13 protein-coding genes are annotated in these 12,810 nt (G+C 38.5%); 3 read left to right on the forward strand and 10 right to left on the reverse strand.

Features of this window, described 5'->3' with window-relative positions; translation table 11 throughout:
* The first annotated feature begins 39 nt into the window (after positions 1–39).
* The 3 genes from RT138_RS00225 (at position 40) to RT138_RS00235 (ending at position 4,811) form a co-directional block, all read left to right on the forward strand.
* Entirely contained in the window at positions 40–2,304 is a 2,265-nt protein-coding gene (locus tag RT138_RS00225) for an aconitate hydratase (protein WP_313188985.1), read from the forward strand.
* 159 nt (positions 2,305–2,463) lie between these two features.
* The gene (locus tag RT138_RS00230) at positions 2,464–4,200 is read left to right on the forward strand and encodes a M14 family zinc carboxypeptidase (protein ID WP_313188986.1); all 1,737 of its coding nucleotides are present in this window, start codon (positions 2,464–2,466) and stop codon (positions 4,198–4,200) included.
* 140 nt (positions 4,201–4,340) lie between these two features.
* Positions 4,341–4,811, forward strand: coding sequence for a DinB family protein (locus tag RT138_RS00235; RefSeq protein WP_313188987.1), 471 nt, complete (start codon positions 4,341–4,343; stop codon positions 4,809–4,811).
* 57 nt (positions 4,812–4,868) lie between these two features.
* Here RT138_RS00235 and RT138_RS00240 read toward each other — a convergent pair whose 3' ends face one another.
* The 10 genes from RT138_RS00240 to RT138_RS00285 all read right to left on the reverse strand — a co-directional run bounded on the left by RT138_RS00240 (position 4,869) and on the right by RT138_RS00285 (position 11,133).
* Positions 4,869–5,312 carry a nuclear transport factor 2 family protein gene (locus tag RT138_RS00240; RefSeq protein ID WP_185213855.1) on the reverse strand — a complete coding sequence of 148 codons (444 nt, stop codon included), beginning with the start codon at positions 5,310–5,312 and terminating at the stop codon, positions 4,869–4,871.
* A gap of 239 nt (positions 5,313–5,551) precedes the next feature.
* Entirely contained in the window at positions 5,552–5,812 is a 261-nt protein-coding gene (locus RT138_RS00245; protein WP_313188988.1) for a hypothetical protein, read from the reverse strand.
* Between the two features lie 220 nt (positions 5,813–6,032).
* A complete protein-coding gene (locus RT138_RS00250) occupies positions 6,033–6,386 on the reverse strand; it encodes a hypothetical protein (protein WP_313188989.1) in 354 nt (117 codons plus the stop codon).
* A gap of 331 nt (positions 6,387–6,717) precedes the next feature.
* Positions 6,718–7,128 carry a hypothetical protein gene (locus RT138_RS00255; RefSeq protein WP_185218303.1) on the reverse strand — a complete coding sequence of 137 codons (411 nt, stop codon included), beginning with the start codon at positions 7,126–7,128 and terminating at the stop codon, positions 6,718–6,720.
* Positions 7,129–7,205: 77 nt separating this feature from the next.
* Positions 7,206–7,565, reverse strand: coding sequence for a DUF4180 domain-containing protein (locus RT138_RS00260; RefSeq protein ID WP_313188990.1), 360 nt, complete (start codon positions 7,563–7,565; stop codon positions 7,206–7,208).
* A gap of 159 nt (positions 7,566–7,724) precedes the next feature.
* On the reverse strand, positions 7,725–7,940 hold the full coding sequence (locus RT138_RS00265) for a DUF2892 domain-containing protein (RefSeq protein WP_313188991.1): 216 nt from the start codon (positions 7,938–7,940) through the stop codon (positions 7,725–7,727).
* A gap of 69 nt (positions 7,941–8,009) precedes the next feature.
* Complete coding sequence (locus tag RT138_RS00270; protein WP_313188992.1) at positions 8,010–8,636, reverse strand: Crp/Fnr family transcriptional regulator; 627 nt, start codon at positions 8,634–8,636, stop codon at positions 8,010–8,012.
* A gap of 298 nt (positions 8,637–8,934) precedes the next feature.
* Entirely contained in the window at positions 8,935–9,636 is a 702-nt protein-coding gene (locus tag RT138_RS00275; RefSeq protein ID WP_313188993.1) for a VIT family protein, read from the reverse strand.
* A 60-nt stretch (positions 9,637–9,696) separates the two neighbouring features.
* On the reverse strand, positions 9,697–10,581 hold the full coding sequence (locus RT138_RS00280) for a nucleotidyltransferase domain-containing protein (protein ID WP_313188994.1): 885 nt from the start codon (positions 10,579–10,581) through the stop codon (positions 9,697–9,699).
* Between the two features lie 12 nt (positions 10,582–10,593).
* Entirely contained in the window at positions 10,594–11,133 is a 540-nt protein-coding gene (locus RT138_RS00285; RefSeq protein ID WP_313188995.1) for a hypothetical protein, read from the reverse strand.
* Positions 11,134–12,810: the final 1,677 nt, after the last annotated feature.

A 12,810-nucleotide genomic window follows, 5' to 3' on the forward strand; every position in this document is an offset into this window, starting at 1 on the left:
ATAGTATAAAATTTAATAAATCATATTAAACTACAAATAATGGCTTTTGATATAGACATGATCAAAAAGGTTTATTCTCAATATGATGAGCGTGTTAAAGCTGCTCGTCAAGTTGTAAATAAACCATTGACTCTAGCTGAGAAAATTTTATATACGCATCTTTGGGATGGTAATGCCTCTGAGGCATACGAGCGTGGCAAATCATATGTTGATTTCGCACCGGACCGTGTAGCGATGCAGGATGCAACAGCTCAGATGGCTTTATTGCAATTTATGCAAGCAGGCCGTCCGCAAGCAGCAGTTCCTTCAACTGTTCACTGTGACCACTTGATTCAAGCGCGTGATGGAGCAGCAGAGGATTTAAATCGTGCTAAAAATGAAAGCTCAGAAGTATTCAACTTCTTGAGTTCTGTATCGAACAAATACGGTATTGGTTTCTGGAAACCAGGTGCTGGTATTATCCACCAAGTAGTATTGGAAAACTATGCTTTCCCAGGTGGTATGATGATCGGTACTGACTCTCACACAGTAAATGCGGGAGGTTTAGGTATGGTTGCTATCGGTGTTGGTGGTGCAGATGCATGTGATGTGATGGCAGGATTACCATGGGAGCTGAAATTCCCTAAATTGATCGGTGTAAAATTAACAGGTAAACTTTCTGGTTGGGCGGCTCCAAAAGATGTAATCTTGAAAGTTGCTGGTATCTTAACTGTAAAAGGTGGTACAGGTGCTATCGTAGAATACTTTGGCGAAGGTGCTGAATCTTTATCTTGTACAGGTAAAGGTACAATCTGTAACATGGGTGCTGAAATTGGTGCGACGACTTCTACTTTCGGTTATGATGCTTCTATGGAGCGTTACTTGCGTGCTACAGACCGTGCAGAAGTTGCTGATGCGGCGAATGCAATCAAAGAACATTTGACTGCTGACCCTGAAGTTTATGCAAACCCTGAACAATACTTCGATCAATTGATCGAAATCAACCTATCTGAGTTAGAGCCTTCATTGAACGGACCTTTTACTCCAGATTTGTATACTCCAATTTCGCGTATGCGTGAAGAAGCTGGTAAAAACGGCTGGCCTACAAAAGTAGAGTGGGGATTGATCGGTTCATGTACTAACTCTTCATACGAAGATTTATCACGTGCCGCTTCTATCGCTCGCCAAGCTGTTGAAAAAGGACTTGTAACCAAAGCTGAATTTGGTATCAACCCAGGATCAGAGCAAGTTCGTTTCACTGCTGACCGAGATGGACTATTGAAAACTTTCGAAGACCTTAATGCTACTATCTTTACCAATGCATGTGGACCATGTATCGGTATGTGGGATCGTGCTGGATCTGAGAAACAAGAGAAAAACACTATCGTTCACTCCTTCAACCGTAACTTTGCGAAACGTGCTGATGGTAACCCGAACACTTTTGCATTCGTAACATCTCCAGAAATGGTTGCTGCGATCGCTATCTCCGGTGATTTAGGTTTTAACCCGCTTACAGATACGTTGACTAACAAAAACGGTGAGCAAGTAAAATTAGATCCTCCTACTGGTGATGAATTACCAGAAAAAGGATTTGCAGTGGATGATCCAGGATACCAAGCTCCTGCAGCTGATGGATCAAGCGTAACTGTTGATGTGAGTCCTGATTCAGATCGTCTGCAATTATTAGAACCATTTGCAGCATGGGAAGGTACTGACCTTAAAGGCTTGAAATTATTGATCAAAGCTAAAGGAAAATGTACTACTGACCACATCTCTATGGCTGGTCCATGGTTGAAATACCGTGGTCACCTGGACAACATTTCAAACAACATGTTGATCGGTGCGGTTAACTACTTCAACGATAAGACAGATAACGTGAAGAACCAATTGACTGGTGAATACGGTCCGGTTCCTGCAACACAACGTGATTACAAAGCTCACGGTATTGGTTCAATCGTTGTAGGTGATGAAAACTATGGTGAAGGTTCATCTCGTGAACACGCAGCTATGGAGCCTCGTCACTTAGGTGTTCGTGCCGTATTGGTAAAATCATTTGCCCGTATCCACGAAACTAACTTGAAAAAACAAGGTATGCTTGGTCTTACCTTCGCGAATAAAGATGATTACGATAAAATCAACGAAGACGATACTATCGATATCATCGGATTAACTGAATTTGCTCCAAACAAACCGCTTACATTGGTATTGCACCATGCTGACGGTACGTCTGAAGAGATCCTTGCTAACCACACGTACAACGAACAACAAATCGGTTGGTTCAAAGCTGGTGGTGCATTGAATATCATCCGTGCAAATCAGAAATAGTATTTAGTAGTTAGTATCTAGTATTTAGACTCATTTACTGACTTCAGAAGGTGCTGTTCCATTGGGACGGCACCTTTTTTATATAAAGGGATGTCGCATTCTGAACCTAGCAAACAAAAATAATCTCTATCTTTATTCACCTAATAAGCCAAACTAAGCATGAATACAAGTTTATTAAAAAGCATGGCCTTGGCCGCTGTGTTGTTAACTACTGGAATGATGGAAATAAAAGCTCAGAAAATACCCTATGAACTGGATGCCAAAAAGAACACGACGGTAACCTATCAAGAATTGCAGGATTATTATTCTGACTTGCTCAAAGGCAGGAAGGATGTGAAAATGATTGATTATGGATTAACGGATGTTGGAAAGCCCTTGCAATTGATCGTCCTTTCCAAGGATGGTGATTTTGATCCCAAGAGCATTAAGGCAAAGGGAAAGGCAGTGATGTTGATCAACAATGGAATACACCCAGGGGAGCCAGAAGGGATTGATGCTTCCATGATGTTTATCAGGGACATGCTTCAGGCAAATAAATTACCTGATAACTTGGTGCTCTGTGTGATCCCAGTCTATAATATTGCGGGGATGCTAAACCGTGGAGAATCCAGGGTGAACCAAAATGGGCCTAATGAATACGGATTTAGAGGCTCTAGACAGCATTATGATCTCAACAGGGATTTTATAAAAGGCGATACCCGAAATTCTAGGCTCTTCCAAAAGATCTATAGCACTTGGGATCCCGATGTTTTCTTTGATACCCATACCAGTAATGGGGCAGATTACCAATATGTAATGACCCTAATAGAAACCCATAAGGATAAACTACATAAGGACTTGGCGCCCTATATGAAATCCAAATTCACGGATGAGCTATACAGGAGAATGGAAAAAGAAGGTTTTCCGATGGTACCTTATGTGAATTCAAAAGGCGAAACGCCAGAATCGGGACTTGTTTCCTTTCTTGAAAGCCCTAGGTATTCAACTGGATATGCCGCCTTGCACAATAGTATTGGCTACATGCCTGAAACGCATATGTGGAAGCCCTATCAGCAACGTGTAGAATCCACCTATGCCTTGATGAAGAATTTATTTGAAGTTTCTGTAAAGGAGTCCAAGGACCTGGTCGCTTTACGCAAAAACATAAAACAGCAAGTCGCTGCCCAAACCGATTTTCCAGTCAGCTGGACATTGGATACTGAAAAAGTTGATCAAATTGAATTCAAGGGATTTGAGTCCGGGAAAAAGACCAGTGAAGTATCGGGGCAGGATAGGTTATATTATGACAGAAGCAAACCCTTCAGCAAGCAGGTTCCCTATTTCTCGAATTACAAGCCATCCATCAGCATCAAAAAACCTAAAGCTTATATCGTGCCCCAAGCTTATGATAGGTTGATAGAACTGATGCAAACCAATGGAGTCAAAATGCACCAGTTGGCAGCAGACGAAGTCAAGGAAGTGGAAATGTACTATATCACTTCTTATAAAACACAGGGAGCTCCCTATGAAGGGCATTATCCCCATCATTCGGTGGAGCTGAGTCCAAAAATGATGCAGGTTCCATTTTATAAAGGCGATTGGATAATCGAAACCAATCAGGGCATCAATCGTTATATAGTAGAAACATTGGAACCCCAGGCGATGGATTCCTTTTTCAACTGGAATTTCTTTGATGCCATCCTTTCGCAAAAAGAATACTTCTCGGCCTATATCTTTGAGGATACAGCAGCCGAACTATTGAAGAATGATGTTGAATTAAAGAAAAGTTTTGAGGAAGCTAAAAAGCAAGATCCGAAGCTGGCAGAAAGTGGAAGGGCACAATTGGAATGGATCTATAAACGTACGCACCATTATGAGCATAACTACATGCTGTATCCGGTAGGAAGGATACTGTAGGATGGTACGAAACCATATCAAGCTTCCAAGATATTCCTTGGAAGCTTTTTTTATGCTTGGGATTTTAATTTTCTGTTGACAAAAGGCTGTCATTCATCGCACTTAAATTTGAGTATTCAATCATTTAAAAAGAAAATATTATGAGCACTACAGGAATTATTACGAAAGAGAACTTTTTGAACCATTGGCAAGGACATAGAGGCTTAACGAGAAAAACAATTGAGAAATTTCCAGAAAAGGAATTATTCGAATATAGTATAGGAGGGATGCGTCCTTTCAGTGATTTGGTCAAAGAATTATTGACTATTGGGTTACCGGGTCTAGAAGGGATTGACAGCAATACCACAGAGGGTTTCAACCATGATGTTCCATTTAATACCAAAGAAGCCTTATTGGCAGAGTGGGATAGACAGACCCCATTGATTACTGAGTATTACAATAAGATTCCAGTAGAAAGATTTGCAGAAGATTACAATCTATTTGGTCAATTTAATCAGCCTATCATTGAGAACCTTATGTATTTTGTGGATAACGAAATCCACCATAGAGGTCAAGGCTATGTTTACCTCAGGAGTTTAGGAATTGAACCTCCCATGTTCTGGGACAGATAGAAATAGGAAAGGCTGCTCATTTTACCGAGCAGCCTTTTGTATATATGTCGCATCCAATTATTTCTCTTCAAAAACTGAATTTACTTCAGTGATTTTCCAGCCTTCACTGTCCTGCACCATGGTTAGGTAATCAATGCGTTTGAAGTTGGAGAAGTTAAGCGTTACTTTAGCAAGGCTGTATTTGCCAGTTTTCTCCACGATTTGATAGTCGCTATCACAGTTGTAGGTGTTTCCCTTTTGGCTTTTGATCTGTTTGATGTAGTTAGCTCTTGATAGGGGTGCCTGATTGTATTCAGTATTATACTTCAAACTGAAGTCCTTACCCAATAGGTTGTCTAGATGGTCTACATCACCTCTTACTGAAGTGTTGATATAGGCGTCAACAACATTTTCTACCACTGCGCTGTTTAATTTGTCTTTGTCTTTATCGATTGCAAATGCTGTGAAAGATGAAGCGAATAATAGACCTGCGATTGCGAATGTTTTTACTAAATTTTTCATGACTTATTTTTTTAATGATTAATACCTGTTTTATTTTTTCTTGTTATTTCTTATTTGATACTTCAAAGGTATAGCAGAAATACAGGCCATAACAGGCAAAATAGGTCAATTCTGAAGCTTTCTCGGTGAGTGCTGGAGTTTTTTCGGTGAAAATCCCTCAGGGTTTTGCTGAAGAATTCACCGATGGAATTAGGGGTATTTATTGCTCGGTCGATTCAATCTCCTCGACGAAAACCTCTTCAGCACAGAAGCGAATCGTTCTGCCACTCATAAACATAAAGATGTCTCGTTACTTTTGGAGCCCAAAAGTAACCAAACCGACGAAGGAGCTCACGGATACCAATCCTATTGTTACTTTTGGAGCCCAAAAGTAACCAAAAGGCTTCGGCCCATTTAAGGTGGCTTTTCGCACGGGCTCCCACACATGGATAGAATGCCTTGTTGTCGGGAATATCTTTCAGAAGATCATCCCTTTTGATGGGATGATCTTCTGAAAGCATTCCAAGGCCAATCCCATCGCACAAGTCAACGGCATTCTATCCATCTCTCCGCCACTGGAAATGAGCCTAGGGCTAAAGTGCTTCCTTCGGAAGGATTGATGTTTGTTGAGCTAACCCCTTCAAGATTTTGACCTCCATATAAAATGAATTGATTTGGGAGAATCCATAAAAAAACAACCTAAGGTATCCTTAGGTTGTTTCTGTTATAATTTAATTGAGATTAAAAGCTTATTATATGACTGGCATATTCAGCATCCCTATTCTTTAAGGATACTTCTAGATTTTCGCCAGATTTTGTGTTTTCAGGCTTTTTGATTTCAAATACATCACCCACATTGACTTCACCTTGAGCTTTGTCATTGACAAATATGGTCAATGGAGTATTGACTTGGTCGCCAATTACTTTGTATTGATACGTATTGGAATCATCCGCTTGTAGTTCAATTTTGCCCTTAGCTGCAGGCTCTACAAATTCCGTTTGATTCATATTTAATTCTGAAGGAATTTCTTTGGTTTCAGGGTTTCCGAAAAGTAAACTTCCTATAAACAGTGCTGAAAAAAATAGTTCATTCATATGTTCGATCTTTAGTTATATGTTTAATAATCTATTGTAATAACGATGTTACAAATAGGATTATTGCATTTACCATGCCAAAGGGGAGGATTTAAGGTTTTTTAACAGGTTAAGAATTGGCTTAAATGAAAAAATCCTGAGCTGGGGAAGCTCAGGATTTTACCAAACCAATTATTAACCTAAATTATGAAATTACTCTTTATTACTCTTTTGCTTTTCTTTGTTATTATAACGAGACGAATTAAACTTTCGTGTCTTTTTAGTTTTAGATTAACATCTTTTAACAAAGAATTAGCGTAATTCAATAATTATGGGAAGGTCTGCCTATATTTTAATCTTTTGATATGATATTCTTTGCAAAGTAAGCCATTGGGAAGTATGCAAATACCAGGTCCACGAAAGTAAACCAAAGTGGAGAAGGCAACATAAATATAGAAGCCAGTCCTCCTAGGAAAAAGAATACTGCAATAACCATTGCAAAAGTTAATTTATTGTTAGGGGCAATCCATGCTGCCACCAAAGCACCAACGAAGGTACCTAGCGCGTGGGCAAGGAAAGGGAACAGGAAATTTATGGGTTTGAATAGATGCATTCCTGCCTTCAAACCTTCAGCGGTAGTGACGTCAACGCCATCAGGCGGAGGGATCACGGTACCACTTATAGAAACCAAGGCCATATTGACCATGGAGCCAATTACAATGCCCAAAACAACGGCAAGGATCTTACGAAAAATCGGATTCATTTGGATTAATAATATGCACAAATGTAATTCAAAAAGAAATAGGTTGTAGCAGATCGGAAAATTAAATCATGGCAAAATTATTCTGCAAGTTTAATTTTTGCTTGATCAACGGATTCCACAAAATTAACCAATCGGCCTTTGTTGCTTTCGGAAATAAAATCCTTTAGGGTTTGACTGTTATATTTTGAGAAATCTCCTACGATCATCAATCTCACACGATAGGTAGAGAATTTCTGCAGGATTTCACCAGCCATTTTTGTTTTTAGATCAAAGAAATTCGGGTGTATATTCTTTTCGTGAATGATCATCCTGTCGAATCCCTGATAATATACATCACCCATTACATCGGTGCCGTCTTCAACTGTTTTCCAGATATAATCGTCTGCTTGAACTTCTGCAATTTGTTGATTGTTGAGGCTATGTTTTATTAATATCATGGAGTATAGTGGAATATTTTATAAAAATAATAATTCTCTTGGAGAAAGTTTGTCCTTTTCCTAAAGTAATACTTTTGTCGATTTCAGGAAAAAAGAAACCCCACTTAAGGGATTTAAGCGGGGTAAGGTATAAAGATAATAGTTATTGTGATTTTCCTTTTAGTGGTTGGTTGCTTTCTTTTTGCAGGTATTAACCCCCAAGATGCTATATAATGGACAGAATCCAATTAAACTGGTGAGTATAAAAATGCCTGCAACAACCAATAGAACAATTGCCAATGTTCCGGAAATAACTTTTGTGAAGAACAAAACTGCAATAATGACTGCAATGATTATCCTGATTGTTTTGTCTTGTGGGCCCATGTTTGTTTTCATAAGTAAATGATTTAGGGTGATCACTAAAACAAAAATGGCTTATATCCTATAGTTTGTCAGTGACTTTTATCACATTAGGGAGAAAATTTCTACTTTATTTCTAAAAAGTTTCAAAATTCCCTTTTGTTCCAATTGTTTTAACAGTCTTGATATCACTTCCCTTGAGGTAGAAAGGTCATTGGCGATCTCTTGGTGGGTAATGTTTAGGATATTACTTTGTACTGCTTCCGCTTTGGTTTTCAGATAATCCATAAGCCGCTCATCGATTTTCTTAAAGGCCACACTGTCTAGGGCATTGATGATTTCATCGTATCGATTGTCCATGGTTCTCAGAACGAACATGCGCCAGCTCGCATAGGAATCATACCATTTTACCGAAGTTGATGAGGGAATGGCGATGAGTTCCACCTTCTCCTCAGCAATGGCCTTGATATTGCTCAGTTTGTTCATCAACGAGGTAGATAAGGATACCGCACAGCTCTGCCCCGCTTTTATATAGTAGAGGATCAATTCATTCCCATCATTGGTCTCTTGTACGACCTTAACGGTCCCTTTAAGCAGGATAGGGATGACTTTGATATATTTATGTGGTTCAACGATAATATCTCCAGGATTAAATTCAAGTGTGCTGCCTACTTGTTCAAACTCCGTTCTTAAACCCTTTTCCAAGAGAAAATCAAACTCTATGTTACTCATCTGAAATATAGTTGTGTGAATACCAATATTTAAACAATATTAATGTTTAAACAATAAATATAGATAATGGGGAAATCATAAAATGCTAAATTTTCTAAAAAATAAAAATTATTAGGCATTCGGCTACAAATGCTGGCAGGAAATTAGAAATTAATAATTTTTATATTCAATTAGGTCATTTCTTTATCCTGATAATAAAATAAATTTTAGAAGTACTAAATATTTAATTTCCATGGTCGATTATCTGTTAAGTAATATGCATACTAGGTAATAGGCTGAATTGGAATAAAGAATATTTCTATACGTTCACGCCAAAAATATAACCCACTAAAGCAGATAACAGCATAGCGATAGTTCCCCAAATGACGATCCTGATCATAGGTTTTAACGGTTTTGCACCGCCAGTCTTTGCAGAGACCGCCCCGAGGATGACCAATGATATAATGGTGAATCCGTAAAGGGCATATACCATATAGTCAACGGGAGCAAAGATTACTACCAAAAGGGGAAGTAAACCACCTGAGGTAAATGCGGCACCAGAAGCCAAGGCAGCTTGGATCGGATTAGCCTGATTGATGTCGGTTATCCCAAGTTCATCGCGAATGTGCGCAGCCAAAGCATCGTGCTCCGTCATTTCCTTGGCAACCAGCATGGCAGTTTCCTTTTTCAATCCGCGTTCTTCATAGATCTTGGCCAACATCTGAAGTTCCAACTCAGGCATTTCTGCCAGTTCCTTTGCTTCTCTTTTTATATCCGCCCTTTCGATATCTGTTTGCGATGAAACCGAAACATATTCCCCCGCAGCCATGGACAGTGCTCCAGCCACCATGCTGGCAACGGTTGCCAACAAAATTGGATCCCTGCTGCTGCTTGCAGTAGCAACCCCGATCGCTAAGCTGGCCACAGAAATAATTCCATCATTGGCACCCAAGACTGCAGCCCTTAACCAATTGCTCCGATGTATATAATGGACCTCAAGATATTTGTCGATTGTTGTCATGGTTATCAGCTATTTGGATACTGTAATTTAAAGAAATTAATCCTAAAAGATTATGCTCCTTTATCTTGGTTTCAATCCATTCTTAAAACTAAATAGGAGAGTATATCGATTTCCCGACAGTTGAACAACTTCCTGAAATAAGCTGTTTAATTGTATGAGGCTATCTGTTAAGGAAACCTTTGCTTTCAAGATCGACTCGACTTTCCTGGTCAAATCCTTAGGTTTCTGATTTGCTTTTTCTAAGATCTCTAAAGCCTGTTTATCTGAGATTGGATAGATTTCATTGATGGCAAAGAGGGCCTGGACAATAGCTTTCAATGTTCGGGTAAAGCAACCAAAGGTATTATAGTAATCATTGCTCTTCGCGAACCTATCAGTATTGATGATGCTAAATTCTGCAGTCCAAAGGGAATCCTGGATGACCTTGTTCTTCAGCGGTTCAGGATATATCTTGACCAATGATTTCAGATATTGTATTACATTTTGGGGATCGAATATGGCCTTGCAGGCTTCAATCTCCGCCAGGTAAAACAAAGAAGTAAACCCATAGGGAGGTTGCTGATCATAATGATTTTCCCAAATACCTTCCATAGCATCCTGAATCGTTCTCCTTACCTGGTTGACATTGCGGTAAAGGAAATCGACCTTCCCAGCTTCCGTCTGTATCCAAGCGCCGCCATTGACCCAAGGGCCCCATTGATAGAAGTCGGTAACGGTAGGATCATTGTCCTTGGCATATTTCTTTGCAATAGATTCAATTTCTTTGATGTCAAAGGGGTTGTTCTCATGGTAATAAATCCCAATATCGATGTCAGAATCTGCATTTGCTCTTCCTGTGGCATAGGAGCCGCCTAAAACCACAGCAGATACATGTTCCACTTTTTCCAGATCCTCGCAGATCGCATCAAATATTTTCTGTTTTTCAGGAGGTAGATTCATACCCATAAATTAAGCATTTTATTGCATTTCCAACTTGACCTTAATAGCTTCCAGCAATCTTGTTTCAAAATCTTTGATGACCAGTTTGGCCCAAAAATTAGCATAGAAATTCATTTTTGAGGTAATCTTATAATCACATGATAAAGTAACCTTGGTTTGATCTGATGAAATGGGCGATAGGTTGTAATATATATTTACAAACTCAAAGTTATTTCCTTTAAGAATATGTTTATCGGTGGGTCTATCTCTTAATTGGGATTTATTAAGGTCTATTTTATAATTTACATACCGATTTTCAACCTGTTTTTCTATGGTTTCGTAAAGCGCTAAGCCGTCCGTAAACTGTCCTATTCTATATTGGGTTCCGTTTTCCTGAAATAAATTAGATTCAATAGGTCGAGGGATTCCGATAAATTGAAAAAAACCTTCCTTATACTCTTGGTCTGTCAAATGAGGAACCTCCACTAAATTGGGGAATATATATTCAGGACTTTTATTGATGATGAGACTATAGGAAACTTTATAATCCTGTGTTCTGTCAGGAAATGACTTTTCCATGGGGAGAAAGATCAGAGGAAGAAACACTAAAGAGAGTAGCTTCTTTCTTTGCTCCCTTTTTTTCAATAAGTTCCCAGCAATAAATCCCACCGTGCCCGTGATCAAAAAATAGGGTAGGCCGATAATAAATATGCAAAAGAGGTCCTCCAATTTTGTGACGATTGCCAATAATAAAAAAAGGAAAACTGAAATTATCGGATATAAAAATGTTTTGAAATCATTTTTATAAACGTTGTTCTTGAGGAATAAAATTGGAATAATTCCAATAATAGCAGGAGTTATGAAAATGAAGGAAATATTAAAGACATTATTCGAAAAAATAATGGAATCTTCCTCAATAAAAAATCTAATTAATAAACCATATAGCGTAGCTATAAGTATTCCAAGATATTGGGAAGGATTTTTAATTGGAATCTGCATAGGTTTATATTTTATATTCAAGGTAAATAAGATAATTTGACCAAGCAAATAAATGTACCATGGAATTGTTTAACGGCAACCTATAGTCTTCGATTCCAGATGGGGAATGGTTTATGAAATCCAAACATCCTCCAAATGCTCTATTTCTTATTTGGGGAATTCTTCTGAAACCTCTGCCACAGAGGAGAATAGGAATTGCCAAATGAAATATATAACGATCAATGAAATAATCAAGACAATGATCCAAATCCATGTGTTTCTAAAATTTTTATCCTCTAACATGCTTATTAAACAGTTAATACTGTGTTTTGGTTGAAAGAAAATACAGCACATAAAAAAAAATCCTAAGCCGGGGAAGCTTAGGATTTTTATTACTAACCAATTATTAACCTAAATTATGAAATTATTTACTCTTTACTCTTTTACTCTGTTTGTACTATATTAAACGCAAAGCCTATGCCTATCTTATATTTGGCATTTCGGATTAACATTTTTTAACGGAAATTTAGCCTGAAGGCCATTCAAGCGGGTTTAGGAGTAAATATACTGTTCAAGAAACAAGCTGTTGGATGGATTAGATCTGGTCAGTTTTCCTGACATTCTTTTCCGAATTTCTATTTAATGCATAGTTGAACATAACTTACTTTCCTTCGGGTCTCATTCGAGACATATTCGGGAAATCCTTTGAAGTTCATGGTAGATTGCCCAAGTATACATTGAATATTATTTTATCCATTTTGCGAAAATTCCGAATGTGTCTCGAATGAGGTTAAGATTATCCCTAAAACAAAAATCCTAAGCTGGGGAAGCTTAGGATTTTTATTACTAACCAATTATTAACCTAAATTATGAAATTATTTACTCATTACTCTTTTACTCTGTTTGTAATATTAAAACGCAAAGCCTGTGCCTATCTTATATGGGACAGTTCGGATTAACATTTTTTAACGAGGGGGCTTTCTTTTCCGGTGTCATTGATACGAAGGAAGAATCTCGGAACTATACAGGCAATAATTGAATTGGCGTACAGTTCCTTTACCTTCGGTAAAGGATGACAGTGCTTGGGAGAGGGGAGCCGTACAGATTCCTCACTGATCGTTCAGAATCGCAAATGGGCAAAGTTCTTTTTTTACTGTGAACCTGAGGCACGAAGGTTCTCGGAACCATGCAAACAATAATTGCATTGGCGTACAGTTCCTTTACCTTCGGTAAAGGATGACAGGGTCTGGGGGAGGGAACCGTACAGATTCCTCACTG

The organism is Sphingobacterium sp. (genome assembly GCF_032065005.1).
Lineage (GTDB): Bacteria > Bacteroidota > Bacteroidia > Sphingobacteriales > Sphingobacteriaceae > Sphingobacterium.

What these genes read in the sequence shown, in the direction of transcription:
- RT138_RS00230 (WP_313188986.1), top strand. Translation starts at nt 2,464, where the DNA reads ATGAATACAAGTTTATTAAAAAGCATGGCCTTGGCCGCTGTGTTGTTA.
- RT138_RS00285 (WP_313188995.1), bottom strand. Translation starts at nt 11,133, where the DNA reads ATGGAAAAGTCATTTCCTGACAGAACACAGGATTATAAAGTTTCCTAT.
- RT138_RS00225 (WP_313188985.1), top strand. Translation starts at nt 40, where the DNA reads ATGGCTTTTGATATAGACATGATCAAAAAGGTTTATTCTCAATATGAT.
- RT138_RS00275 (WP_313188993.1), bottom strand. Translation starts at nt 9,636, where the DNA reads ATGACAACAATCGACAAATATCTTGAGGTCCATTATATACATCGGAGC.
- RT138_RS00235 (WP_313188987.1), top strand. Translation starts at nt 4,341, where the DNA reads ATGAGCACTACAGGAATTATTACGAAAGAGAACTTTTTGAACCATTGG.
- RT138_RS00240 (WP_185213855.1), bottom strand. Translation starts at nt 5,312, where the DNA reads ATGAAAAATTTAGTAAAAACATTCGCAATCGCAGGTCTATTATTCGCT.
- RT138_RS00265 (WP_313188991.1), bottom strand. Translation starts at nt 7,940, where the DNA reads ATGAAAACAAACATGGGCCCACAAGACAAAACAATCAGGATAATCATT.
- RT138_RS00255 (WP_185218303.1), bottom strand. Translation starts at nt 7,128, where the DNA reads ATGAATCCGATTTTTCGTAAGATCCTTGCCGTTGTTTTGGGCATTGTA.
- RT138_RS00245 (WP_313188988.1), bottom strand. Translation starts at nt 5,812, where the DNA reads ATGCTTTCAGAAGATCATCCCATCAAAAGGGATGATCTTCTGAAAGAT.
- RT138_RS00270 (WP_313188992.1), bottom strand. Translation starts at nt 8,636, where the DNA reads ATGAGTAACATAGAGTTTGATTTTCTCTTGGAAAAGGGTTTAAGAACG.
- RT138_RS00250 (WP_313188989.1), bottom strand. Translation starts at nt 6,386, where the DNA reads ATGAATGAACTATTTTTTTCAGCACTGTTTATAGGAAGTTTACTTTTC.
- RT138_RS00260 (WP_313188990.1), bottom strand. Translation starts at nt 7,565, where the DNA reads ATGATATTAATAAAACATAGCCTCAACAATCAACAAATTGCAGAAGTT.
- RT138_RS00280 (WP_313188994.1), bottom strand. Translation starts at nt 10,581, where the DNA reads ATGGGTATGAATCTACCTCCTGAAAAACAGAAAATATTTGATGCGATC.